A 25,025-nucleotide genomic window follows, 5' to 3' on the forward strand; every position below is an offset into this window, starting at 1 on the left:
TCCTGAGCGGATACACCTGAAGTCGAACGGCGACGCGCAAGCTCAGGACCGCACCGAGCCCCCTTGCGACCAATTGTCGCGAAACACCCCGATTCCCCGCGTTTCGTCGCTTTTCTCCCGCAGTCCGGTTGCCCGCCCTGTGCCCGTCGCGTATGGTGCTGACCGTCTGCGCGCGGGCCATGCCCGCTGTCACCGTCTCCGCGGCACCGCCCTTCGGCGCCGCGCGTTCATGAGGAGAGAGGCGTGATCCACAAAGTCCTGATCCTGTTCACACTCTGCATCGCGGGCCTCGCCGCGATCGCCGCCGGTTTCCAGCACATCCCCAGCTGATTCGCGGCCCCGGCTCGCTCGCCGAGCCCGGGGGCCGCTGCCATTTCCTTTCCCATTGCGATGAACCTCTTTCCCGATGCGCCCGGGACGGGCGCCTTTTGCCATGCGTATCGACGTACAGCATTCCCAGCACGACATCGACGATGAACTCGACACGCTCTACGCGCGTCTGCACCAGCCGGGCCATCGCCTGCACGGCCTGCCGGCCGTCGCGCTCGGCGACTCGGGCCTGGTCGTCCGCCACCGCGAGGCCGACGGCGAATACTTCCTTTACGTCGAGGATCCGTCGGCCCGGCAGCTCGCCGGCTACACGATCTTCAACCGGCTCCCCGAACTGCCGCGCCGCGCGGACCGCTACCTGCGCGCGCCGCATACGCGGCTGCGCGGGTCCGCGCAACGCAAGGGGCTCGCGACGACGCTGTATCGATGGGGGCTCGACGCGGGCCTGTGCCTGATCAGCGGCGCACGTCAGTCGATCGGCGCGGCGCAGTTGTGGACCGCGCTCGCGCACGACTACCGGCACGGCTTCGTCGACGTCGAAGGCCGCGCGCTGCGCTATCTCGGCGAAGCCGTCGCGGACGACGTGTACGGTGCGCTGCATACGCGCCGGCTGTTGCTCGGCAACGGATGGACACTTGGCGACCTGGCACGCGCAACCGGGATGATCGATACGCTCGCCGCGGCGTGTCAGGACGTGAAGTTTCCGCAGGAAGATCGTGAATGGCAGCACCTGCGCCGCGTCGCGAACGCGCGCCACGTCGCTCACGCACCGATGCGATAATCCGTCGGATCCGCGCGGCGTCGCCGCGCAAGCCACCATTCCCTACGCTCCTCGATGGCCACCGAACCCCGAGCCGATTCCGAGCGCCGCATCGACATCGTCGCGCTGTGCGGCAGCCTTCGCGCGCAGTCGTACAACGCGGCGCTGCTGGATGCAGCCGCACGCGTCGCGCCGCGCGGGATGCGCATCACGCGTTTCGATCGTCTCGGCGAGTTTCCGCTGTTCAATCCCGATACCGAATATCCATCGCCGGCCGCGGTGCGCGACCTGATCGAGCGGCTGAACGCCGCGGACGGCGTGCTGATCGCGAGCCCGGAATACGCGCACGGCATGACGAGCGTGATGAAGAACGCGCTGGACTGGGTCGTGGGATGCGAAGCCGTGGTGTACAAGCCGGTCGCGGTATTGAACGCGTCGCCGCGCGCGACGCATGCGGACGCGGCGCTGCGCGAAACGCTGTTCGTCATGTCGGCGCGCATCGTCGAGCGCGCGTCGATCACGCTGCCGATCCTCGGCAGCCAGCTCGACGCTGCGGGCATCGCCGCGCATCCGCCGTTCGCGTCGGCGCTGACCGACGCGTTGCATGCACTGCGCGCGGCGATCGACGCGCAGTCGCCGGGTCGCTAGGCGACGACCGACGTGGCTGAAAGCGTGTGTTATCGCGCCTTGGTGCGCGTGGTCTTCCTCGCGGGTTTCGCCGGCTTCGCGGCCTTCGCGCGCGGCGCTTCCTTCTCGAGCTGCGCGCCGCCGCCGGCGAGATCCTCGAGCCACGCCAGCGCATCGATGTACGACAGGAATTGCTGCAGGTATTCCGGCGACAACTCGCGCATCGTCGCGAGCGACCGATGCACGAGGCTGTTCGAATTGAGCGGTCCCGCGTTGCGCGGCACCTGGTCGAGCGACTGGCGATACTGCTGTTCGGTGCGGACCTTCGACCACATCGTGCGGAAGTAATCGATCAGCGCGGGATCGATCCCGCGCCTGTCGGCCTGCGCATCGCGCGCGAGCTGCTCGACGAGCCCGCCGAGCAGGCTGCGCGCGGGCGCCGGTGCGGTTGCTTGCGCCGTCCCGCTCGCGGCTGACGTTTCGCCGGCTCGCGAGACAATCTCCGCAAACGCTTCCAGCAGCGTCGCGAGCCGTGCATCGAGCAGGGCGCGCGCGTCGCCGTCGAGCGCGGCCGCGCGTCTCTCCAGCGCGTCGAGCCGATGAAAGCGCACCGGATCGAGCCGGTCGGCGCCCTGCTCGCGCCACGCGTCGAGCGTCGCGCGCACGTGCGTCGCGTCGTCCGTCACTTCGCCCGCCCTCCGTTCGATGCGGTCTTGCGCGGCACCGGCGCGATCTCCACGCGGCGGTTCTTCGCGCGGCCTTCGTCGTCCGCATTCGAACTGACCGGCTGCTCGGAGCCGAACGCAGCCGCAAACACCGACGGCGCCGGCACGCCGGCGTCAATCAGTGCACGCGTGACCGTCAGCGCGCGCTTGGCCGACAGTTCCCAGTTGTCCGCGAACTGGCGGTTGCCGGCGCGCACCTGCTGGTCGTCGGCGAAGCCGCTGATCATCAGGATCTCGTCGCGCGTCTTCAGGTACGCGGCCAGCGGCGTGGCGAGCGTCTTCAGCAGATCGCGGCCCTCGGGCTGCAGCTGATCGGAATTCAGCGCGAACAGCACGCTGCCGCTGATGCCGATCCGACCGTTCACGAGCGTCACGCGGCCGGCCGCGAGCGGCCCGGCGAGCGCTTCCTCGAGCGATTTGCGCTGCTGCGCCTCCTGCTGGCGCGCACGCACGGCTTCCTCGAGCTTCGACGTGAGCTGCAGCTGCATGCCGATCACGCCGACGAGGACGAGCACGAACGCGCCGAGCAGCACCGACATCAGGTCGGCGAACGCGGGCCACACCGGCGCGGACGGCGCGCCGTCGTCGATTTCGTCGTGCATGCGTTACGCTCCGACCGATGCCCGCCGACCGGCGATCTGCTGCAGGTCCTCGACGATCTGCTTCTGCGACATCATGCTCAGGTCGATCACCTCGCGCGCCTGCGCGACGTAATACTCGAGCTGCTCGTCGCTGCGCGCGAGCGATTTCTCGAGCGCGGCCTCGATGCGCTGCAGGTGGTTCAGCAGCTTGTCGTTCGATTCGCCGAACACCTGCACGGCCGCACCGAACGCATCGCCGAGGCTCGCGACCTCGACCGCTCCCGCCGTGACCTGTGCGGCCACCGAATCGAGCTTGCGCGTTTCGGCATCGACGGTGTCGTTGAAGCGCGCGCCGACGCGGTCGAGCAGGTCGGCCGACGTGCTGACGAGCGCGTCGATCGCGGTGCGCTGTTCGGTCGACGCGTGGTTGACCGCGCCGAGCAGCGTCTCGAGCGTCGCGAGCAGGCGGCTGCGCTCGTCGAGCATCGCGGTGTCGCGCACCATGCTGTCGGACAGGCGCTGGCGCAGTTCGGCGACGACGTCGGCCGCGGCCTTCGGCGCTTCCGACGCGGCCTGCACGAGGCGCGAAATTTCGTTGATCGTGTCGCTCGCGTGCACCTGCGCCTGGGCGGTGATGTCGTTCGCGGTGCGGGTCAGCGTGTCGCAGATGTCCTGCTGGCGCGCCGCGGCCTGTGCGCTCGTCTGCGCCCATTCGTCGCGCAGCGTGGCGGCCATCACGGCCAACGAGTCGTTCCATGCGGACAGGCGTGCTTCGTCGCGTGCGGCCAGCTGCGTTTGCAAGCTCGCGTGCGATTCGCGAATCGTCGACAGCAGGTCGGTCGAGCGTTGTTCGAACGTGGACGCTTGCGCGGTCAGATCGCGTGTGGTTTGTGCAAGCGCGTCGCAGATTTCCTGCTGACGGCCTGCGCTGTGCACGCCCGCACGCTGCCATTCGTCGCCGAGCTTCGCTGCCATCGCGGCCAGCGAATCGTTCCATGCCGCCAGACGTGCTTCGTCGCGCGCGGCCAGTTGCGTTTGCAGGCCCGTGTGCGATTCGCGAATCGTCGACAGCAGGTCGGTCGAGCGTCGTTCGAACGTCGACGCTTGTGCCGTGAGATCGCGCGTCGTTTGTGCGAGCGCATCACAGATTTCCTGCTGACGGCCCGCGCTGTGCACGCCCGCACGCTGCCATTCGTCGCCGAGCTTCGCTGCCATCGCGGCCAGCGAATCGTTCCATGCCGCCAGACGTGCTTCGTCGCGCGCGGCCAGTTGCGTTTGCAGCCCCGTGTGCGATTCGCGAATCGTCGACAGCAGGTCGGCCGAGCGTTGTTCGAACGTGGACGCTTGCGCGGTGAGATCGCGTGTGGTTTGTGCAAGCGCGTCGCAGATTTCCTGCTGACGGCCTGCGCTGTGCACGCCGGCGCGCTGCCATTCGTCGCCGAGCTTCGCTGCCATCGCGGCCAGCGAATCGCTCCATGCCGCCAGACGTTCTTCGTCGCGCGCGGCCAGTTGCGTTTGCAGGCCCGTGTGCGATTCGCGAATCGTCGACAGCAGGTCGGCCGAGCGTTGTTCGAACGTGGACGCTTGCGCGGTGAGATCGCGCGTCGTTTGCGCCAGCGCATCGCAGATTTCCTGCTGGCGGCCTGCACTATGCACGCCCGCGCGCTGCCATTCGTCGCCGAGCTTCGCTGCCATCGCGGCCAGCGACGCATTCCACGCAGACAGGCGTTCCTCGTCACGCGCGGCCAGTTGCGTTTGCAGCCCCGCATGCGACTCGCGCATCGCGGCGAGCGCCGCGCTCGAATGCCGCTCGAACGTCGCGGCGGCTTCGCCGAGCGCGTGCGCATGCTGGCCGGCCAGCGTCTCGCCGACCTGTTCCTGGCGCGCGAGCGCATCGCGCCACGCGTCGGACAGCCGGCTTTCGGTCGATTCGAGGCGCGTCGCGACGCCGTCGAGCAGGTCCGTCGAACGCTGCGCGAAGGTGTCCGTGAACTGGCCGAGCGTCGTTTGCAACTGCTGCGCGACTGCATCGCCCGCGCGGCGCTGCTCGTCGAGCGCGCGGTTCCACACGGCCGTCACGTTCCCGGTGGTCTTCTCGAAACCGTCGGTCAGCCCGTCGAGCTGACGCTGCACGGCGCTCGTCACGGTGTCGCGCAGCGCGGCCATCTCCTGCGCAAGCCCCGTCATCGTCGCCGCGACGACCGGCTGCAGCGCGGCCCCGGCCACGCGCGCGCTCTCGGCGGCGCTTTCCTTCAGTGCGTCGCCGACGTTCGATGCCAGGCCGGCATACGCGCGCTCGGTCCGATCGAAGAACGTCTGCTGACTTTCGATCTGGCGATCGTGCAGCGCGACGCTGCGCGCCTCGAGCGTCGTCATCATCGTCTGCAACCGGTCGACCAGCGCCGGCATCACGTCGGCCTGGCGCTGCAGCAGCCGGAACGATTCGTCGCGCTGGTGCGCGGACGAATGCACGCGCAGCGTCGTCGCGATCTTCGCGTCGAGCTGCTGGCCCGCGTCGAGCCGTTCGCGGCGCACGAGCGCGGACAGCAGCCCGAGCATCGCGGACGTCGCGACACCCGCGATCGACGTGCCGAACGCGAAGCCGAGACCCTTCACCGGCGCGATCAGCGAGGCCCGGATCGCGTCGAGGTCGGTCGCGCTTTCGAGCGCGGCGCCCGTGCCCTTCAGCGTCACGACCATCCCGAGCAGCGTGCCGAGCATGCCGAGCAGCACGAGCAGGCCGACCAGATACGGCGTGAGCGACGGGCCCGGCAGCGCGACGCGCGCACCTTCGACGCGTGCCCGCACGGCACCGCGCAGGCCCGGGGGCAGCGTATCGAGCCACGTGTCGAGCTTCGCCGGGGGTTCGGTCAGGCCGGCCACCGCGCGCGACAGCGTGGCGGTGGCCTGCCGGTAGCGCCGCAGTTCCCACGCACCGGCGACGTAGCACGCGCCGATCAGCAGCGTGACGGCCGTCGCGAGCGGGTTCGACGCGACATAGCCGATGCCGATCCAGCACACTGCGAGCAGACCGGCGATGAAGACAACGAGATCAAGACGAATTCTGGACATAGCGTAGGGATTAGCAGGTACGAAGGGCCGCGAGCAGCCCGTCTACCGTTTGAAACCGGACTTCGAGTTCGGCGAGCAGGATGCTTTGCATCTCGTTGCGGAACGTGTCGAGCCACGTGCCGGGCACGATCGCCGCGGCGGGCGGGGCGTCGCCCTCGGCATCGGCCGCCGCTTGCGCGTCGGCCAGTGCCTGCCGTTCCGCGTCGCGCAGCCGCTCGAAGCGCGTACCGAGCAGCGCGGGCACGGCGGACAGCAGGCTGCGCTCGCGCGCGCCGAGCACGCGCTCCATGATCGCGTCGAGCGTCGCGAGCCGCGCCATCCCGGACGAGCGCGCGGCGACCGCGACCCGCAAGCGGCCGCGCAACTGTCCGATCGCGGTCTCCATTTCCTGCTGGAGCGACAGACAGCTCTGGCGGAAATCCGCGAAGTCGGCCGTGTCGGCGGACGGCGGCGGCAACTCGCCGGGACGCCGCCGCGTGCGCGGGCGGAGGGCGGCCGTGATCGCCTGCGCGAGGTCGTGGCGCACGCGCGCGCAGTCACGCTCCGCGTCGTAACCACGCACGCCGGCCGCGACGCCGGGCGGGCTCGCATTCAGCGCGGACGACAGCGTGATCGCGTCGGTCCAGCCGAGCCACTGGCTCAGGCGGTCCGACAGCGTCAGCCGGGATTCCGCGACGTCGGCATCGGTCAGGCGCGCGAGCAGCCGGACGAGCGTCGGGCCGCTCAGTGCCGGGCGCGGGGGTGCTTGCACCATGCTGCAAACCGTCAAAAAAGGCAGCAGTTTACACGTCGTCGGGAGGTCGACCGCCAGAATCGCGGAAGCGGCTCGGCCCGGTACGCCGCGCAACCGGCGCGAACGCCCGCAGCACAAGGCTCGCAGGCCGATCGCCGGGGTTTCCCGGTGCGCCGGTGCGGCGCCGGCCACGCATCCGGACGCCTTCCGAAGCCCCGGCGGGCGCCGGTTCACGCCAGACATCCTGTTCGCCCGCATACGATTCCGTCACGGACGTGCGGTACCATCGCGACACCCGCCGCGCGATTCGCACCCGATTCGTGCCCGATGCGGGCCCGCGCCGCCCTGCAGCCGGCGCGCGGGCCGCCCGCACCATGGATATCCGGCCGATATCCGCGGGACGCAGGCGGCGCCCCGGGAGACCGGCGCCGCTGCCCATGACAACGACTGATAACAGACGGGCCTGCCCGACCGCTCACGATGCTTTCCGACTTCGTCGCGCGCCTGCGCGAGCGCTTCAGCAAACCGCCTAGCCGGCAGGACTTCGCCGACCGCCTGATCGCCGCGCTGCGCGCGACCGGCGACACGCGCGAGTGGCTTCACGAGGACGACAAGGGCCGTCTCGTGCAAGCGGATGTCCCGTCGAACATCATCAACCTGCACAACCTGTTCCGCGACTATGCGGACGCGAAGCCGGCCGAGCGCGAAGCGACGCTGCAGCGCCAGGCGAGCGCGATGATGCAGCACGAGATTCCGGCGAACTTCGCGGACGTCCGCGCACGGCTGCGCCCCGTGATCCGCAGCGCGACCGAGCGCGGCACGGTCGCGCTGCAGCTCGCCGGACAGCCCGCCGCGTCGGAAGTCGCGTTCCGGACGCTGTGCGAGAACCTCGAGATCGGCATCGCGTACGACGGCGAATTCAGCGTCGCGCGGCTGACGAGCGCGCGGCTCGCCGAATGGGGCGTCAGCTTCGACGACGCATGCGACATCGCGATCGACAACCTGCGCGGTGCGTCGTCGGCGCCGTGGGCCGCGTTGCGCGACGGCGTGTTCGTTTCGCAGTTCGGCGACTACTACGACGCGGCGCGGCTCCTGCTGACCGACTTGCTGCACCGCCAGCCGATCTCCGGCGCGCCGGTGGTGATGGCGCCGAACCGGGCCGTGCTGCTGCTCACCGGCGACCGCAACGCGGCCGGGCTCGCGACGATGGTCGAACTCGCGGAACAGGCGCGCGCGCAGCCGCGTCCGCTGCCGCCGCTGATGCTGCGCTGGGACGGCGCCGCGTGGCGGAATTTCGTCCCGGCAGGGCTGGAAGCCAAGCTGCACGCGCTGCGCGTGGACGAACTCGCGGGCGACTATCAGGATCAGCGGACGCTGCTGGACGATCTGCACAAGCGGGACGGCACCGACGTCTTCGTGGCGTCGTACACCGTGTACCGGCGGCAGAACGGCGAGCTGTTCAGCGTCGGCGTGTGGAGCGACGGCGTGCCGACGCTGCTGCCCGAGACGGATATCGTCGTGCTCTATCGTGAAGCGACGCGGCAGTCGGCCCACGTGCCGATGGCCGCGCTGCGGGACGCATGCGGCGACCTGATGACGGCCACCGCGCACCGGCCGGTGCGGTATGAAGTGACGGCGTTTCCGGATGACGCGCGGTTCGCGGCGCTGCTCGAACGATTTCCGGCGGTGTGACGCGCGCTTGGCGCGCGCAGGGCGCGGTGAGTCGGGGCCGGGGCTGCGCCCGCCACGCCATGTGCCGGAATGAGCGGCCGTGGCGGCATGCCTGTCAGGAATGCAACGGCGGCGCGCCCCCCGGCGACACCGCCTGCCGTCAGATCCCCGCCTTCGGCGCGTTCAGGATCAGCCGCAGGCCGAGCAGCGTGATCGCGCCGGCCGCGACGCGGTCGACCCACTTCTTCGCGCGCAGGTAGAGTTCGCGCGGCCGGCGGGTCGAGAAGCACAGCGCGACGATCGTGTACCAGCCGAATTCGACGCCGAACACGAGCGGCGGCAGCGCCAGGTAGCACCAGAGCGGCGGATGCTGCGGCAACAGCGCCGCGAAGATGCTGCCGTACCAGATTGCCGTCTTCGGGTTGCTGAGCTGGGTCGTGAGGCCGATCCAGAACGACTTGCGCGCGCTGCCGGCGACGACGGCCTGCGCATCTTCCATCGCGATCGGCCTGTCGGCGCCGCGCCAGATCTTCGACGCCATGTAGATCAGGTAGGCGCCGCCCGCCAGCTTGAGTCCCACGTACAGCCATTCGACGGCCTGCAGCAGCGTGTAGAGCCCGGCCAGCGCGACGCCGCCGAACGCGATCCCGCCGACGCCCATGCCGAGCGCGGTCGCCAGCCCGTCGCGGCGCGACAGCCCGATCGAATTGCGGGCGACCAGCACGAAACTCGGGCCCGGAATCATCGCGCCAAGCCACAGCGCGGCCAGAATGGCGAGTACAGCAGCCGATGCAGTCATCGAAGTCTCCTTGATCAGCGACGCCGAAGCGCCGGCGCCTGCGTGTCGATTCCCAACGGTGAAGTCGACGATTCTGGCACGCTTCGCGGGCCGCCGGAAGCATCCGCGCACTGCTATGCTGGATGCCGCTCCCGCCATCGCGCCACGCCCCCATGATCGAGATTCGCGCCGCCCGCTATCCCGACGATGCCGCCGTCGTCGAAGCGATTTTCCGCGAGTACATCGCGAGCCCCACGGTCAGCCTCGCGTTCCAGGACTATGAGCCGGAACTCGCCGCGCTGCCGGGCAAATACGCGGCGCCGCGCGGGCAATTGCTGCTCGCGTGGCGCGCCGGGCGCGTGGTCGGCTGCGCGGCGTTTCGCGAAATCGACGCGACGACGTGCGAGATGAAGCGCGTATACGTGCGTCCCGAGGCGCGCGGGCTGAACGTCGGCCGCCAGCTCGTCGAGCGGCGGCTGTGCGACGCGAAGGCGGCCGGTTATGCGCGGATGTGTCTCGACGTGCTGCCGGAATTCGTCGCCGCAAGGCAACTGTATGGTTCGCTCGACTTCACGCCGGCACCGCCCGTTGCGTTCAATCCGGTGCCCGGCACCGAGTTTCTCGGGCGGGATCTGTGATGGGCACGACCGCGCACCGTGCCCTCCTTGCGCTGCTCGCCGCGCTGTCGTCCGGCGCACGGGCCGACGGCCTGCCGCAATCCATCGCGACGCAACTGCCGTCCGGCTACCAGCCGTTCGTCGCGCAGGAAGGGCCGGACCTCGGCGACGGACGGCGCAGTTTTCTCGTCGTCGTGCATCGCGCGGCCGATTCGCGCGGGCAGCCGTCGCCCCGCCCGCTGCTGATCTTCGAGGAGCGGCCCGATCACGCGTACCGGCTCGCCGCGCGCAACGACCACGTGGTCCTGCGCGCGAACGAAGGCGGCCAGTGCGATCCGTTCGATCCCGAAGACGCCGCCGACAGCGGCCTCTCGGTGAAAGGCCGCTATTTCACCGTGCAGAACTTCGTCGCGTGCGGGCAGCACTGGAGCGACTACGTGACGTTCCGCTACGACCCGCGCACCCACGGCTGGCTGTTCTCCAGCGAGATCTACACCGAATCGTTTCCGCTCGACGACAAGCCCGACGAAGTCACCGTCATGCGCGCCGATGCGCACCGGCCGGTGACGTTCGGCCAATGGCGGCGCAAGGACTGAAAAACCGTGGGCGAACGAGGCTCCGCCGCTTGCATCGACGCAACTCGCCTCCCCCCGCCAACCGGTCTACCATAAGCGCTCGTCGCCGTTCGGGCGCGCGCCGACGCGGCATGCGTCTTGCGCGCCACCGTTCCCACGTTGAACCAGCGCAGGAGGACGTCATGACGCAACACTTCGACGCGATCGTCATCGGCACGGGCCAGGCCGGTCCACCGCTCGCCGCGCGGCTCGCGGGCGCCGGCATGAAAGTCGCGGTCGTCGAGCGCGGCCGCTTCGGCGGCACCTGCGTGAACACCGGCTGCATTCCGACCAAGACGCTGATCGCGAGCGCGTACGCGGCGCAGCTTGCGCGTCGTGCGGCCGAATACGGCGTGTCGGTCGGCACCGTCAGCGTCGACATGAAGGCCGTGAAGGCGCGCAAGGACCAGATTTCCGGCCGCTCGAACCACGGCGTCGAGCAATGGGTGCGGGGGCTCGACAACACCACCGTGTTTCAGGGTCATGCCCGATTCGAGCGGGCGAACGCGGTACGCGTCGGCGACGAAGTGCTCGAAGCCGGCCGCATCTTCATCAACGTCGGCGGGCGCGCGCAAATCCCGCCGATGCCGGGCCTCGACTCGGTGCCGTACCTGACCAACTCGACGATGATGGACGTCGACTTCCTGCCCGAGCATCTCGTGATCGTCGGCGGCAGCTACGTCGGGCTCGAATTCGGTCAGATGTACCGCCGCTTCGGCGCGCAGGTCACGATCGTCGAGAAAGGGTCGCGCCTGATCCGTCGCGAGGACGAGGACGTCTCGCAGGCCGTGCACGAGATTCTCGCGAACGAAGGCATCGACGTGCAGCTCGATGCGAACTGCCTGACCGCGCGGCGCGACGGCGACGGCGTCGTGGTCGTCCTCGACTGCACGGGCGGCCGCCGCGAGGTCGCGGGCTCGCACCTGCTGCTCGCGGTCGGCCGCGTGCCGAACACCGACGATCTCGGGCTCGAGCAGGCAGGCGTCGCGGTCGACGCGCGCGGCTACATCACGGTCGACGACCAGCTGCGCACCAATGTGCCCGGCATCTGGGCGCTCGGCGACTGCAACGGACGCGGCGCATTCACGCACACCGCGTACAACGACTATGAAATCGTCGCGGCCAACCTGCTCGACGACGATCCGCGCAAGGTGTCCGACCGCATCACCGCGTACGCGATGTACATCGACCCGCCGCTCGGCCGCGTCGGCATGACGCTCGCGGAAGCGAGGCAGACCGGCCGCCGGCTGCTGGTGGGCACGCGGCCGATGACGCGGGTCGGCCGCGCGGTCGAAAAAGGCGAGAGCCAGGGCTTCATGAAGGTGATCGTCGACGCGGACAACCACGCGATCCTCGGCGCGTCGATCCTCGGCGTGACGGGCGACGAAGTCGTGCACGGGTTGCTGGACGTGATGGCCGCCGGCGCGCCGTACACGACGATCAGCCGCGCGATGCACATTCACCCGACCGTGTCGGAGCTCGTGCCGACGCTGCTGCAGGACCTGCATCCGGTCGAATGAGGCGCGACCGGCGGGCGCGCATCCGCTGCATCCCGCGCGTCCGGTTCGCGCTTGCGTTGCGTACGTTGCGTACGTTGCGTGCGCTGCGTGCGTTGCGCGCGGCGCCCCGGCGTCGAACCGTGTGCGAAGAGGGCCGTTCGCGTTCGACGACATCACCCAGGCCCGTCGGTGCATGGAAGCCGGCGCGCAGGTCGGCAGGATCGTCGTGACCGTCTGAACGTTGCGCCGCCGGGCGTGCCGGTCGGAAACGACGGCACGCCTCGCGCATTCGCGCATCAGGTCTCGAAGTACCGCGGCCGGTCGATGTCGGCCAGCAACCGCGGCTGCACCGGCGCCCAGTCGAGCGACGCCCGCGTGCGCTCGCTCGTTGCGGGCGCATCCATTCCAGCGAACATCGCGAACCAGCCGAAGTGCTCGCCGGCTTGCGCGGCCGATTTCGACACGACCGGCACGTTCAGCCGGCGGCCGATCACCTCCGCGATCTCGCGGAACGGCACGCCCGTATCGTCGACCGCGTGATAGCGCGCGCCGGGCGCGCCGCGTTCGACCGCGAGCCGGTACACGCGCGCCGCATCGAGCCGATGCACGGCCGGCCAGCGGTTGCCGCCGTCGCCGAGATACGCCGAGGCGCCCTTCTCCCTCGCGAACGCGATCAGGCGCGGCACGAAGCCATGATCGCCGTCGCCGTGCACGGACGGCGGCAGGCGCACGACCGACGCGCATACGCCGCGCGCGTCCAGCGCCGCCGCCGTCGCTTCCGACGCGCGCGGATAGGTCGCCGACACCGGCACATGTGGATCGTCCTCCGTCGCCGCGCGGCCGGGTGCGACGAGCGCGAGGCCCGACGTGACGACCAGCGGCCGCGCCGACCCCGCGAGCACCGCACCGATCGTCTCGATCGCGCGGCGGTCGAGCTCGCAGTTTTCCGCGAAGCGCGAGAAGTCGTGATTGAATCCCGTGTGGATCACCGCGTCGACGGCCTCGGCACCGCGCGTCAGGCTGTCGAGATCCTCCAGCGACCCGCGATGGACATCGGCGCCCGCGGCCGCGACCGCCGCGGCGGCCGCGTCGGACCGCGCGAGACCGAGCACCGCATGCCCGGCGGCCACGAGTTCGGCAACGACCGCGGAGCCGACGAAGCCCGACGCTCCCGTAACAAAGACACGCATTTCGACACCTCCGAATGAACGAGAGGCTTACTATCTGTCGACCGTCGCGCGCGGTGAAGACGTGACGGTTTACCGGTAAACGAACTAACAGGCTATGGCTGACGCATCCGACAACCTGCTCGGCGCGTACCTTCGGGACCGCCGCGAGAAACTCGATCCGGCCGCGCTCGGGCTGCCCGTCGCGCGCCGCCGCACGCCGGGCCTGCGGCGCGAGGAAGTCGCGCAGCGCGCGCACGTGAGCGCCGCGTGGTACACGTGGCTCGAACAGGGCCGCGGCGGCGCGCCGTCGGCCGACGTGCTCGACCGGCTCGCCCGCGCGCTGCTGCTCAACGACGCCGAACGCGAGCATCTGTTCCTGATCGGCCTCGGCCATCCGCCCGAGGTGCGGTATCACGCGAGCAGCGATGTCACGCCGCGCCTGCAGCACGTGCTCGATTCGCTCGACGCCAGCCCCGCGATCGTGCGCACGGCGACGTGGGACGTCGTCGCGTGGAACGACGCGGCCGCCGCGACGCTGACCGACTATGCGACGCTGCTGCCGCCCGCGCGCAACATCCTGCGGCTGATCTTCGTCGATGCCGGGGTGCGCTACGCGCAGCAGAACTGGGAACGCGTCGCGCGGTTCGCGGTGGGCGCGTTTCGCGCCGACATCGCGCGCGGCGGGGCGACGCAGGCCGTGCAGACGTTCGTCGACGAGATGCGCGCGACGAGCGCCGAGTTCGACGCGATGTGGCGCGACCACGACATTCATTCGCATGACGAAGGGACGAAGGAGATTCGTCACCCGCGAGCCGGCCGGATCGCGCTCGAATACTCGGCGTTCTCGGTGACCGGCCGCCCGGACCTGAGTCTCGTGATCTTCACGCCGGCGACGCCGGCCGATCGTGCGCGCATCCGGACACTCGTCGCCGCGCGTGAAAAGGCCCGCGAACGGGACGACGGACCGCACGTGCCGGCCGCCTAGCGTGTCGAATCTGCGCCCGGAGCCGCTCCCGGATTCGCACCCGGCGCCGCGCCCGAAACGGCCACGCCGCCCGCCCCGACGGCGTCGCCCATCGGGCCCCGTCACGCCGCGCCCCGCCATCACATTCCGCACTGACACCCAGTCGAATATTTAATTTTCACCTGGGTAAGCACGCCTTTACCCTTTCGGCATCGCATCACAAGGCCACTGGCCCCTGGAGCATTCCGATGACCGACCCCGGCACCGCACACGCCGTTTCCCGCCCGCACGCGGCCTCCGTATCCTGCGGCGCACTCGCGTTGCTGGTGCTCGCCGGCCTCAACCTGCGTCCGTTCCTGACCGCATTCGGCCCCGTGCTCGACATCGTGCGTGCCGACACGGGCCTCGGTTTCCGCGCGGCCGCGCTGCTGACCACGCTGCCGTTCGTGCTGATGGGCGTCGTCGCCGGCGTCGGCGTCGGGCTTGCACGACACGTCGGCGAGCAGCGCGCGCTCGCCACCGCGCTGGCGCTGATCGCCGCGGGCTGCATCGCGCGGCTGTGGACCGGAAACAGCACCGGGCTGGTCGTCACGGCGGTCGTCGCGGGCGCGGGCGTCGCGGTGGTCCAGTCGCTCGCGCCGGGCCTCGCCAAGCGCTGGTTCGCCGACCGGCTGCCGCTCGCGATGGGGCTCTATTCGGCGGCGCTCGTCGGCGGCGGCGCATTCGGCGCGGTCGCGAGCCCGTGGCTCGCCGCGCACGGCGGCTGGCATCTGTCGCTCGCCGTCTGGGCCGTGCCCGCGCTCGTGACGCTCGCGCTATGGCGCGCGAAGGCGCCGCGCGACGCGGTGCATGCCGCGACGGTATCGGCGCCCGTCACCGCGTTCGCCCGGATTCCGCGCGCATGGCAACTCGCGCTGTTCTTCGGCCTCAGCAACAGCGGCTACGCAAGCCTCGTCGCGTGGCTGCCCGCGTTCTATCACAGCGTCGGCATGAGCTCGCAGGCGAGCGGCAACCTGCTCGCTTGGATGGCGCTGTTCCAGGCGGCAGGCGCGCTCGCGATGCCGCTGCTCGCGAAACGCTCGCACGATCGCCGCCCCGTGCTGTGGCTCACGCTCGCGTTGCAGGCGGTCGGCTTCGTCGGCTTCGCGACGGTGCCTGCGCTCGCGCCGTGGCTGTCGGTCGCGAGCGTCGGCGTCGGGCTCGGCGGATTCTTCTCGATGAGCCTGATCGTCACGCTCGACCACTTGCCCGATGCGCGGCTCGCGGGCGCGCTCGCCGCGTTCGTGCAGGGCATCGGCTTCCTGATCGTCGCCGCGAGCCCCTGGCTGATCGGCTGGCTGCGCGACGCGGGCGGCGGCTTCGCGATCGCGTGGTGGCTGCATGTCGGCGTGATCGCATTGATGGCCGCGTTGAACGCCGCGTTCTCTCCCGACGGCTACCGGCGCAGCATGGCGTGCATCGCCAGCGCGGCGCACTGACACCGAGCCACCGGATTCCCCGATCCGGACGATCGCCGGCATCCGCCGGCGCTCGTCCAGCCGCCCGCGCATGGCCGGGCGCGGGCCGTCACGCCCACCGGCCGCACATTCGCTTCACCGCACACGACATCAATCGATCATGGAGACAATCATGAAAAAGCTCGTCATCGCCGTCGCGCTTGCGCTGACGGCAGGCGCCGCCGCCGCGAAAGACCCGGCCGTCCTGCGCCTCGGCGTCGATCCCAGCTACGCGCCGTTCGAATCGCTCGCACCGGACGGCAAGCTCGTCGGCTTCGACATCGATCTCGGCAACGCGATCTGCGAACGCATGAAGGTGCGCTGCGTGTGGGTCGAAAACGCCTTCGACGGGATGATCCCCGCGCTGAAGGCGCGCAAATTCGACGGCGTGCTGTCGTCGATGAGCGTGACCGAGAAGCGCCTCGCTCAGATCGCGTTCACCGACAAGATCAACAACGTGCCGCCGCGCCTCGTCGCGCGACGCGGCTCGAACCTGCAACCGACGGCCGGGTCGCTGGCCGGCAAGAGCGTCGGCGTCGAGCAGGGGTCGACGCAGGAAACCTATGCGCGCACGTACTGGGAACCGAAGGGCGTAATCGTGCGCACGTACCAGACGCAGGATCTCGTCTATCAGGATTTGATTGCGGGCCGCCTCGACGCGTCGCTGCAATCGTCGGTGCAGGCCGATCTCGGCTTCCTGAAGACGGCGAAGGGGGCGAACTTCGAATTCGCGGGGCCGCCATTGCACGATCCGAAGACGCTCGGCGTCGGCTCCGCGATCGGCGTACGCAAGGATGACGACGCGCTGCGCACGCAGATCAACCAGGCGCTCGCGAGCCTGATTCAGGACGGCACGTATCAGCGAATCGCGAAGAAGTATTTCTCGTTCGATATCTACAACTGACGGATGCGACCGGCTGCGGCCGCCTGCCGATGCGAAGGGGCGTCGCGCGCGAGCGCGATGCCCCGTTCCTGCTTTCGGCAACCGGTCCGCGAAGTTCTCTTTGACCAGCCGCCTGTGCAATTGCGCCGCTCGATCGTCTGACGACCACCGCGCGATCGACATGTGGCGCGAACGATGCCCCGCGATGACCGCAACGGCCGACGGCGAACGCACGACGGCCATGCCCGGCGCCTCCCGCCCGCTCGCGATCGCCAACGGCGAGTGCGCGTCGCTTCGCGGTGGCGATGCGTGCCTCGGCCGTCGGCACGCCGTTCACCACGGCAACGTATCCGCCCTCCACCGCCGCCCTTCTGTCGCATTCGTCCAGATTCGCGTCGCGTGCAGATAAAACCTCCGCGCCGCGCCTGCCGTTAACCCGTTCGCAACCCTGGCGCCCCGCATTTCGACGCGGCGCGCCGTCGTCGTTCGTGATCCGGAATCCACATCCGCCGTCGGCCGCCCGTCGGGCCGCCGGCAAGGGAACGTCATGCGAAAACTCACCATCCGCGGCGGACTCGTCGCGACCATCGCCGGCTATACGGCGCTGCTCGTGCTGGTCGTCGGCGCGTGCATCGCCGCCCTCTACGCGGGCAACGGCTCGCTCGAAGCGATGTACCGCGACGACACCGCGTCGCTGCTGCACCTGAAAACCAGCTCGGAGCGCATGCTCGTGCTGCGCGAACGCGTGAGCGACGTCGCGCAGATCATCAGCGCCGGCCAGCCCGCGAAGGCGGAAATCGCGCAACTGCACACGCTCCTCAAGCAGAGCGACGACGAACTGGACGCGTACACGCGCCTGCACACGCGCGACGCCGACGAGCAAGCGCTGTTCGACACACTGCGCAATCGCCGTCGCACGCTGCTCGACCAGGTGTTCCTGAAGGCGATGTCGCAACTCGATCACGACAACGCATTCGACTTCCTCGACACGCACCGCACCGCGCCGCCGGCACTCTTCACCGCCTACCAGGAAGCGATCGACGCGCTCGAATCGTTCCAGGTCGCCCGCCAGAAGGCGCGCTACGATGCAGCCGGCGAGCGCTTCCACCGGATCGTGTGGGCCATGGTGGCGGTCGCCCTGTTCGCGCTGATCGTCGGCTTCCTGGCGCAGCGCGTGCTCGCGACGGCGATCATCGCGCCGATCCATCTCGCCGTCGCGCATTTCGACAGGATTTCGAAAGGCGACCTGACCGGCACGGTCGTCATTCCCGGCGAAAACGAAATGGCGTATTTGCTGAATGCATTGAAGCGGATGCAGGACGGCCTCGTCGAAACCGTGAATCAGGTGCGCTCGAGCACGGAGACGATCGTCGGCGACGTCCGCACGATCGCGAGCGGCAACGTCGACCTGTCCGCGCGCACGGAGCAGCAGGCCGTGTCGCTGCAGCAGGCGGCGGCGAGCGTGGAACAGCTGACGGCGACCGTCCGGCAGAACGCGGACAACGCGCGCGATGCGCGCACTTACGCGCAAGGCGCGGCCGGCATCGCATCGAAAGGCGGCGACGCGATGCAGCGCGTCGTCGAAACGATGTCGGCGATCTCGCACAGCTCCACGCGGATCTCCGGCATCGTCGGCGTGATCGAAAGCATCGCATTCCAGACGAACATCCTTGCGTTGAATGCCGCGGTCGAAGCGGCACGCGCGGGCGAACAGGGGCGTGGCTTCGCCGTGGTGGCAACCGAGGTGCGCGGGCTCGCGCAGCGCTGCGCGTCGGCGGCGAAGGAGATTCGCGAACTCATCGGCCACTCGGCGCAGCGCGTCGAAGACGGCAGCGGCCTCGTCGCACTCGCCGGCTCGGCGATGAACGATCTCGTCGCCGCGGTCGAGCGCGTGAATGCGATCATGGGCGAAACGAGCATCGCATTCGACGAGCAATCGGCCGGCATCGAGCAGGTGAATGCCGCGGTCATCCAGATGGAGCAGACGATGCAGCGCAATGCCGCGCTGGTGGAAGAAGCAGCCGCCGCGGCGCTGTCGCTCGAGGATCAGAGCGCACGACTGAGCGATGCCGTCGCGCAATTCCGTCTTCGAGATGTGGCGGTCGCGTGATGTGACCGGCCCGACCGGTGTCGGGCCTGCCGGCGCGGCACGACACCCGAGCCGCGGCCCGGTGTCGTTGCCGGCAAAATGTGGATCGTCCGGCGGGCCGCTCGCGCCTAGGCCGCCCGTGCCAGCAGGTCCATCGCGAAGGACTTCGCGTGCGCGACGGCCTCCTGTGCGTCGGGGAATACGCCGAGCTGCTCCCAGCGCTCTTCGGCCGCGTAGGTTCCTTTCACGGCGAGCGCCCGCTGAACGCGCAGCTGGGCTGCGAACCCGCCGTCTTCCAGCGGGCGCGCCGTCGCGACGACCTTGTGCGGGGGACTGGCTCTCTCCGGCTGATGCCACTCGACAGGACCGTCCGGCACGCCGGCAATCGTCAACTCGTTCCTGGCCTTGCAGTCCGGGCAGTAGAAACACCACCCCGCTTCTTCGCGACTGGGCTTGACCTGACCGCGAGCCAGCACGGCGCGGCATTCAACGTTTTCGCAGATGAACGGCATAGCAGTCTCCGGAGTTGTTTGACGGAAATCCTAGCATGTCCGTCGGCGGCGAAACCAGAAAAAAACCCGGCCCGAACCGGGCCGACCTCGCCGTCATTGCACCGCGCAAACCACTGCCGCCACGGCGGCGTTCAGTAGCGACTGCGCCCCCACAGCGTCTTCGGCTCGTCGAGCAGGTGCCGCAACCCGCTGCGCGCGATCATCGTCTCCGCGACCGTCGTCACGCGCTCGAGAATCTCGTTCTCGTCGACCGACAACACACGGCGATCGTCCATCAGCACGCGTCCTCCGACCATCGTCATGCACACGTCGGCCGCGTTCGCGAAACACGTCACGCGATACACGGGCATGTTCATCGGCATCATGTGCGGGCGGAACAGATCGACGAGGATGACGTCGGCGAGTTTGCCGGCTTCGAGCGAACCGATTTCGCGATCGAGCGACAGCGCCTTCGCCGCGTCGATCGTCACCATCTCCAGCACCTTGCCGTGCGGCAGCACGTCCGGGTCGCGGAAGTGGCGGCGATGGTAGTGCATGCACTGCCACATGTGTCGGAACATGTCGTACCCGCGATCTGGCGCCGCGCCGTCGGACGCGATCGCGACGGTCACCCCCGCATCGATCAGCTCGGGCACCGGGCAGCGGCCGATGATCGACATGATCGCGCTCGGATTGTGGACGATCGCGGTGCCGGTTTCCACGCACGCCGCGATGTCGTCGTCGGTCAGGTCGATGCTGTGCGACATGAACGCCGTCGGACCGAGCAGCCCGAGTTCGCGATGCGCGAACGCGAGCGTGCCCGCGCGATGCCCGTCCTGCGTGAACGTCAGGCCGCGTGCGCGCGCCAGCGCGCCGTAGCGCGCCGCCTGGTCGCGGAAGTCGCGCTCGTACCGCGCGACTTCGGGGTCGTGCTCGGGACCGTACACCGGCAGCGTGAGCGCGATCCGGATCCGGCCGCCGGCATCGCCATGGCATGCGTCGACGATGCGCTCGCACACGTCGTACATCGTGTCGAAATCGACGTCGCGCGTCTCGCTGCCGTCAGGCCCGTGGCGCGTGTACGCGCGCGGCGCGGGTGGGCGCGACGGGCCAACCGCCACGATCGAGCGCGTGCCGGTACGCACGACCGCATCGCAATGGCGCCGCGCGTAGACGGGATCGTCGACGCGCATGATCGAGTTGCCGCCGCCGAGCAGCGACACGCCCGTCGTCACGCCGGCCTTCAGCCGTTCGAGCGCCGCGAGGTGTGATTCGGTTTCCCAGAACGCCTCGTCCGACGCGCGCGTATAGATCGTCTCGGCCGCGGCCGACCACGCGTCGCCGTCCGCGCCGCCGATCGTGCGCAGCATCGCGTGGCCGGCGTGCGCATGCGAATCGATCAGGCCCGGCAGCACGGCCTTGCGGCGCGCGTCGATCGTGCGCGCGGCGCGGAAACGCGCCTGCAACCCAGTGGTGTCGCCAACGGCGACGATGCGATCGCCCTTCACGGCAACCGCGCCGTTCTCGATCACGCGCCGCTGCGGGTCCATCGTGATCACGCAGCCGTTCGCGATCAGCGTATCGATTGCTTCGCGCCGGTCGTCGGCTTTGTCCTCGGTCGTCATCGCCTGGTGTCCTGTTGGAATGCGAAATGGTTAGGGGGCCGCCGAACGGAAAAACCGCCGGGCGGCTGCCCGGCGGCTCGACGGCGGCATGTCGATCGTGACGTCATGCGGAGCGGACGGGTGCCGCCACTCGCGCCTTCAGCTTGCGCTGCGCCGCGCTGATCGCGATGAACACGACGGCGTTCACGGCGAGCGCGACCAGCCCGGGGTTGATCGACGTCAACGTGCTCGATGCGCCGGGGAACAGCGAGGCGAGCGTCACGCCGTAGTAGTTCGTCATCGCGATTACGATCGCACCGGCGACGATCCCGGCGAATGCCCCTTCCCGCGTGCCGAACGGCCGCTTCAGGAAGCTCGACGCGAGCATCGGCACGAGCTGGGTGAGCAGGCTCGACGAGAAGATCGCGAGCGTGACGAAGGTGGCACCGCCGCGCAGCACGAAGTAGACGACGACCAGCGTGAAGATCGGCAGCGCGATTCGCGCGACGCTCGTCACCTCGCGATCGGTCGCATTCGGCGCGAAGCCATCGCGGTAGATGTTGCGCGCGATCGTCGTCGATGCGTTCAGCATGATCAGCGAGCCCGGCACCAGCGCGGTCAGCAGGCCCGTGCCGCCGACGATGCCGACGAACCACGCGGGGAACGTCTGCTTCACGAGGCGCAGCAGCGCGAGGTCGGTCTGCGCGCCTTCGAGCCCGTGCACGGTCATCACGGCCGCGAAGCCGACGAGGAACAGGAACGCGATCAGCACCTGGTACAGCGGCATCAGGATCACGTTGCGGCGCAGCGCGCGTTCGTCCTTCGCGACGTAGATCGCGGTGAAGCCGTGCGGATACAGGTAATAGCCGAGCGACGTGAGCAGGATCGTCGAGTTGTACCAGCTCAGGTTGAAGCCGTGCTCGGGCATGCGCAGCAGTTCGGGATGCGCGGCGTCGATCTTCGCGAACATCTCGCCGAGCCCGCCGTAATAGTGCATCGGCAGGTACAGGCCGAGGAAGATCGCGATCGCGAGGATCAGCACGTCCTTGAAGATCGCGATGCTCGCGGAGCCGTGAATGCCCGACACGACCATGTAGACCGCCATCAGCGACGCGGCGATCCAGATCGCGGCCGATTGCGGAATCAGCCCGTACGACATCTCCGACACGATCACGCCGAGGCCACGCAGCTGGATCATCAGGAGCGACACCATGGCGAACACGGCCACCACCGACACCAGTACGCCGATCGCGCGGCTGTCGTACTTCGACGCGAAGTAATCGGCGAACGACACGAGCCCGCGTTCCTTCGCGTAGCGCCACACCGCGGGCAGCATCCAGTAGCCGATCACGAACGCGAGGCAGCCGTACGACAGGATGTAGAACGCAGGCACGCCCTTGCTGTAGGTCCAGCCGCTCGCGCCGAGGAACGAGAACGTCGAGAACGCCTCGCCGGCCATCAGCAGGAACGTGAGCAGCGAGCCGAAGCCGCGCCCGCCGACCGCCCACTGTTCGAGCGTGAGCTTGCGGCCGCGCCGTGCCATCACGCCGATCGCGAGCGCGAACACGGCGAACGCCGCGATGATGAGGATCGATGCGTTCATCGCGCGTCTCCCGTGCGGCCGTCGCGGGCCTTGTGGCCCTCGCCGCGCTCGTCGAGGTGGAACAGGATCGCGAGGATCGCGGCGGTCGCCGCCATCCAGATCAGGTTCCATACGAGCAGGAACGGCAGGCCGAACAGCAGCGGCCGCACCTCGGCGATCGAGCCGCCGGTGTACATCCCGACGAACGGCAACGCCGCCAGCAATAGTTTGAATTTCATCTATGTCTCCTCCGGAAGACGCGCGAACGCGTCAGGGCATCAGAACTTCTGGCGGATGCCGACCACCGCCGCCACCTGCGACGTCGTCGACGACGGGCCGTCGGTGCCGTCGATCCACGCATGGCCCACACCCGACGACGCCTTCTGGTAGAAGCCGTTCACGTACACGTCGGTGCGCTTGGACAGCAGGTACTGAACGCCGGCCGACACCTGCTGGTAGTGACCGTCGTCGCCACCGCGCGCGACCTTCGTATACGTGTAGCCGGCCGCGGCCATCAACGCGGGCGTGATCAGGTAGCGCACGCTGCCTTCGTAATTGCTGAAACGCAGCGCGCCGCCCGTCGCCTGGCCGAAGTTCGAGCCCGTGTACAGCAGCCCGAGCGTCGCCTGCCCGATCGCATAGCTGCCGCCCGCGCCCCAGATCTGCTGGCGCACCGCGTTCGACAGGCCGGCGCCGAACACCGACGCCGAGCCCGGGTAATAGTTGTCGGACGCGACGGCGCCCGTCGCGCTGGCCGCCGGATGGTTCACGCGCGCATAGGCGGCACCCGCGTTCAGCGGCCCGTTCGCATACGTGACGCCCGCGCTCCACGTGTTGTCGTTCGAGAAGCCCGTCGAGTTCGAAAACCCGACCATCAAATTCGCCTGCAGGCCCGCGATCGTCGGCGACACGTACTTGACCGCGTTGTTGGTGCGGAACATGTTGTTGATGTCGTCGTTGTCGAACGGATGCGTCGAGTACTGCGCGAGGAAACTGCTCATCTGCAGCGAACCGAGGATGTCCTGCGTCGAGTTGTACTGGCGGCCGAGCGTCACCGCACCCCAGCTCGCGCCGCTCAGGCCGACCCATGCCGAGCGGCCGAACATCCGGCCGCCCTGCCCGAGCGCGCCGTTCGCGACGTTGAAGCCGTTCTCGAGCCGGAAGTTCGCCTTCAGGCCGCCGCCGAGATCCTCGGTGCCGATCAAGCCCCAGCGCGGGCCCGATTCGTTGCCGCCCGTGAACTGCCACAGCGCATGGCCCTTCGCGTTGTTCGTGTAGGTCACGCCGGCGTCGACGATCCCGTACAGCGTCACCGTCGACTGCGCATGCGCGGCGCCGGCGAACATCATCGCAATGGCCGCGCTCATGCACGCGACGCCCGTCTTCCTGCCCATCGTTCGCACCATCTCCGTCTTCTCCTCTCCAAACCGTCTTGTCGATGTTGTGTTGTGTTTTCTCGATGCTGGCCATACGCGCCGGTCGGCTTGTATGGACAGTGGCTGGATGGTATCCAGCCGCAATCGCATCAAGAAATGAAATGTTCAACTGGCCGGCAGTTGAAAATCGAATGGAGACGAATGAAGCGGAGGTGGGCGGGAAAAGCGCGCGCCTGCAAGCAAACAGAAAGCCTTGAGGCCCGCGTGACGTGGCGCACTTTGCTCAGACGTGAATGGCGCGTGCAAGCAAGCTGACGAAACGGCGACGCGTGATGCGGCTATGCGGCGGCTACGCGGTTTTCCCGGATAGCCCGTGCATCGGCCGCCGCAATGCGGCATCGAACGGGTTCGTGCGCGGGCCGATCGCGTCGGCCTGGCGCCGCAGCAGTTCGACGACCATCGGCATCCGGTCGTCACCGAGGCGCGACGCCAGCGTGCCGACGCTCAGCGCACCGACCGGATAACCGGTGCGGTCGAGGATCGGCACCGCGACGCCGGCCATCCCGTCGAGCACGCCGCTGTTGCGCCCTGCATAGCCGAGCTGGCGCACGCGTTCGATCTCGGTGCGCAGGTACACCTCGTCGAGCACGCCGTAGCCGCGAATGCGCGGCACGTTGAAGCGGATCACTTCCTCGCGCTCGGCTTCCGGCAGGAACGCGAGGATCGCGAGGCTGCCCTGCCCGACGCCGAGCGCGATGCGCCCGCCGATGTCGCCGGTAAACGAGCGGATCGGGAACGGCCCTTCGCACAGATCGAGACACACGGCGTCGAAGCCGCTCTTCACGAGCAGGAAGATCGTCTCGCCGAGACTCGCGCACAGCCGCAGCAGCGCGGGCCGGCACAGCGTACGCATGCTGCTCGGGTTGCCGGCCAGCGCGGCGAGCGCGAAGAAGTCGACACTCAACCGGTACAGCTTCGACTGCTCGTCCTGTTCGACCATCCCTTCCGCGATCAGCGATTGCAGGATCCGGTGCGCCGTGCCTTGCGTGAGGCCGACGGCCCTCGCGAGGTGCGTGACGCGCACGCCGTCCTGCTGCATGCCGGCCAGCGCGCGCAGGATCGCGAACGCGCGCTGCAGCATGCCGGTGCCCGGCGCGCCGGCCGCATCGGCGGCATCGGCAGCGGCGTCCTCGTCCGGGGACGGCATGCGTGCGGCACGCGACGTTCCGCGCGAATGCGGTTCCTGCATGCGAGTTCTCCTCGATGATTTCATTGAACGGAATATGCCAGACGCCATTGTCGTGCCGCCGAAATGCGTCGGGCATCCGGGTGTGCACGGGATTGACGCGTGCTTTTCACCCCCT

The 25,025-nt window shown here is 69.1% G+C and carries 22 protein-coding genes; 10 read left to right on the forward strand and 12 right to left on the reverse strand.

Annotated elements, in window-relative coordinates; translation table 11 throughout:
* Window positions 1–433 precede the first annotated feature (433 nt).
* On the forward strand, window positions 434–1,111 hold the full coding sequence (locus ACT2FV_RS08220; RefSeq protein WP_174920232.1) for a histone acetyltransferase: 678 nt from the start codon (window positions 434–436) through the stop codon (window positions 1,109–1,111).
* A 54-nt stretch (window positions 1,112–1,165) separates the two neighbouring features.
* Window positions 1,166–1,738: an NADPH-dependent FMN reductase gene (locus tag ACT2FV_RS08225; protein WP_151048402.1), complete on the forward strand. Its 573-nt coding sequence runs from the start codon at window positions 1,166–1,168 to the stop codon at window positions 1,736–1,738.
* A gap of 29 nt (window positions 1,739–1,767) precedes the next feature.
* Here the strand turns inward: ACT2FV_RS08225 and ACT2FV_RS08230 are convergent, their stop codons facing one another.
* From ACT2FV_RS08230 to ACT2FV_RS08245, 4 genes are read right to left on the reverse strand one after another with little or no spacing between them, the layout of a single operon-like run.
* Window positions 1,768–2,403, reverse strand: coding sequence for a DUF2894 domain-containing protein (locus ACT2FV_RS08230; protein ID WP_151048401.1), 636 nt, complete (start codon window positions 2,401–2,403; stop codon window positions 1,768–1,770).
* Complete coding sequence (locus ACT2FV_RS08235; RefSeq protein ID WP_059601358.1) at window positions 2,400–3,044, reverse strand: OmpA family protein; 645 nt, start codon at window positions 3,042–3,044, stop codon at window positions 2,400–2,402. The genes ACT2FV_RS08230 and ACT2FV_RS08235 overlap by 4 nt, the downstream gene beginning before the upstream one ends.
* A 3-nt stretch (window positions 3,045–3,047) precedes the next feature.
* Window positions 3,048–6,095: a DUF802 domain-containing protein gene (locus ACT2FV_RS08240; RefSeq protein ID WP_444503608.1), complete on the reverse strand. Its 3,048-nt coding sequence runs from the start codon at window positions 6,093–6,095 to the stop codon at window positions 3,048–3,050.
* A gap of 10 nt (window positions 6,096–6,105) precedes the next feature.
* Window positions 6,106–6,849: a DUF3348 domain-containing protein gene (locus tag ACT2FV_RS08245; protein ID WP_124620909.1), complete on the reverse strand. Its 744-nt coding sequence runs from the start codon at window positions 6,847–6,849 to the stop codon at window positions 6,106–6,108.
* Between the two features lie 459 nt (window positions 6,850–7,308).
* Here ACT2FV_RS08245 and ACT2FV_RS08250 point away from each other — a divergent pair, with 459 nt between their 5' ends.
* Entirely contained in the window at window positions 7,309–8,520 is a 1,212-nt protein-coding gene (locus ACT2FV_RS08250; RefSeq protein ID WP_444503609.1) for a hypothetical protein, read from the forward strand.
* A 139-nt stretch (window positions 8,521–8,659) separates the two neighbouring features.
* Here the strand turns inward: ACT2FV_RS08250 and ACT2FV_RS08255 are convergent, their stop codons facing one another.
* On the reverse strand, window positions 8,660–9,298 hold the full coding sequence (locus tag ACT2FV_RS08255) for a LysE family translocator (protein ID WP_059601350.1): 639 nt from the start codon (window positions 9,296–9,298) through the stop codon (window positions 8,660–8,662).
* Between the two features lie 152 nt (window positions 9,299–9,450).
* Between ACT2FV_RS08255 and ACT2FV_RS08260 the strand changes: the two genes are divergently transcribed.
* From ACT2FV_RS08260 to ACT2FV_RS08270, 3 genes are all read left to right on the forward strand, one after another.
* Complete coding sequence (locus tag ACT2FV_RS08260; RefSeq protein ID WP_444503610.1) at window positions 9,451–9,915, forward strand: GNAT family N-acetyltransferase; 465 nt, start codon at window positions 9,451–9,453, stop codon at window positions 9,913–9,915.
* A complete protein-coding gene (locus ACT2FV_RS08265) occupies window positions 9,915–10,490 on the forward strand; it encodes a hypothetical protein (protein ID WP_444503611.1) in 576 nt (191 codons plus the stop codon). Before ACT2FV_RS08260 ends, ACT2FV_RS08265 begins: the two co-directional genes overlap by 1 nt.
* A gap of 161 nt (window positions 10,491–10,651) precedes the next feature.
* A complete protein-coding gene (locus tag ACT2FV_RS08270) occupies window positions 10,652–12,028 on the forward strand; it encodes an FAD-containing oxidoreductase (RefSeq protein ID WP_444503612.1) in 1,377 nt (458 codons plus the stop codon).
* A gap of 275 nt (window positions 12,029–12,303) precedes the next feature.
* Here ACT2FV_RS08270 and ACT2FV_RS08275 read toward each other — a convergent pair whose 3' ends face one another.
* A complete protein-coding gene (locus ACT2FV_RS08275; RefSeq protein WP_444503613.1) occupies window positions 12,304–13,197 on the reverse strand; it encodes an SDR family oxidoreductase in 894 nt (297 codons plus the stop codon).
* A 94-nt stretch (window positions 13,198–13,291) separates the two neighbouring features.
* Here ACT2FV_RS08275 and ACT2FV_RS08280 point away from each other — a divergent pair, with 94 nt between their 5' ends.
* From ACT2FV_RS08280 to ACT2FV_RS08295, 4 genes are all read left to right on the forward strand, one after another.
* Window positions 13,292–14,161, forward strand: coding sequence for a helix-turn-helix transcriptional regulator (locus ACT2FV_RS08280; RefSeq protein ID WP_151051917.1), 870 nt, complete (start codon window positions 13,292–13,294; stop codon window positions 14,159–14,161).
* 227 nt (window positions 14,162–14,388) lie between these two features.
* Window positions 14,389–15,618: a cyanate transporter gene (locus ACT2FV_RS08285; RefSeq protein ID WP_444503614.1), complete on the forward strand. Its 1,230-nt coding sequence runs from the start codon at window positions 14,389–14,391 to the stop codon at window positions 15,616–15,618.
* A 151-nt stretch (window positions 15,619–15,769) separates the two neighbouring features.
* Window positions 15,770–16,540 carry an ABC transporter substrate-binding protein gene (locus ACT2FV_RS08290; RefSeq protein WP_059601335.1) on the forward strand — a complete coding sequence of 257 codons (771 nt, stop codon included), beginning with the start codon at window positions 15,770–15,772 and terminating at the stop codon, window positions 16,538–16,540.
* 526 nt (window positions 16,541–17,066) lie between these two features.
* Window positions 17,067–18,629 carry a methyl-accepting chemotaxis protein gene (locus ACT2FV_RS08295; protein ID WP_444503615.1) on the forward strand — a complete coding sequence of 521 codons (1,563 nt, stop codon included), beginning with the start codon at window positions 17,067–17,069 and terminating at the stop codon, window positions 18,627–18,629.
* 107 nt (window positions 18,630–18,736) lie between these two features.
* Here the strand turns inward: ACT2FV_RS08295 and ACT2FV_RS08300 are convergent, their stop codons facing one another.
* The 6 genes from ACT2FV_RS08300 to ACT2FV_RS08325 form a co-directional block, all read right to left on the reverse strand.
* On the reverse strand, window positions 18,737–19,120 hold the full coding sequence (locus ACT2FV_RS08300) for a hypothetical protein (protein WP_124620888.1): 384 nt from the start codon (window positions 19,118–19,120) through the stop codon (window positions 18,737–18,739).
* A gap of 131 nt (window positions 19,121–19,251) precedes the next feature.
* Window positions 19,252–20,724, reverse strand: coding sequence for an amidohydrolase family protein (locus ACT2FV_RS08305; protein ID WP_151050489.1), 1,473 nt, complete (start codon window positions 20,722–20,724; stop codon window positions 19,252–19,254).
* Window positions 20,725–20,827: 103 nt separating this feature from the next.
* Window positions 20,828–22,306, reverse strand: a complete 1,479-nt coding sequence (locus ACT2FV_RS08310) for a sodium:solute symporter family protein (RefSeq protein WP_059601323.1) — start codon at window positions 22,304–22,306, stop codon at window positions 20,828–20,830.
* Window positions 22,303–22,524 carry a DUF3311 domain-containing protein gene (locus ACT2FV_RS08315; protein ID WP_124901417.1) on the reverse strand — a complete coding sequence of 74 codons (222 nt, stop codon included), beginning with the start codon at window positions 22,522–22,524 and terminating at the stop codon, window positions 22,303–22,305. Before ACT2FV_RS08315 ends, ACT2FV_RS08310 begins: the two co-directional genes overlap by 4 nt.
* 39 nt (window positions 22,525–22,563) lie before the next feature.
* The gene (locus tag ACT2FV_RS08320; protein ID WP_444503912.1) at window positions 22,564–23,679 is read right to left on the reverse strand and encodes a porin; all 1,116 of its coding nucleotides are present in this window, start codon (window positions 23,677–23,679) and stop codon (window positions 22,564–22,566) included.
* Window positions 23,680–24,010: 331 nt separating this feature from the next.
* Window positions 24,011–24,910, reverse strand: coding sequence for an IclR family transcriptional regulator (locus ACT2FV_RS08325; protein WP_151050491.1), 900 nt, complete (start codon window positions 24,908–24,910; stop codon window positions 24,011–24,013).
* Window positions 24,911–25,025 lie beyond the last annotated feature (115 nt).

The sequence above is a fragment of the Burkholderia sp. PR2 genome (assembly GCF_052372875.1).
Classification (GTDB): Bacteria; Pseudomonadota; Gammaproteobacteria; order Burkholderiales; family Burkholderiaceae; genus Burkholderia; species Burkholderia diffusa.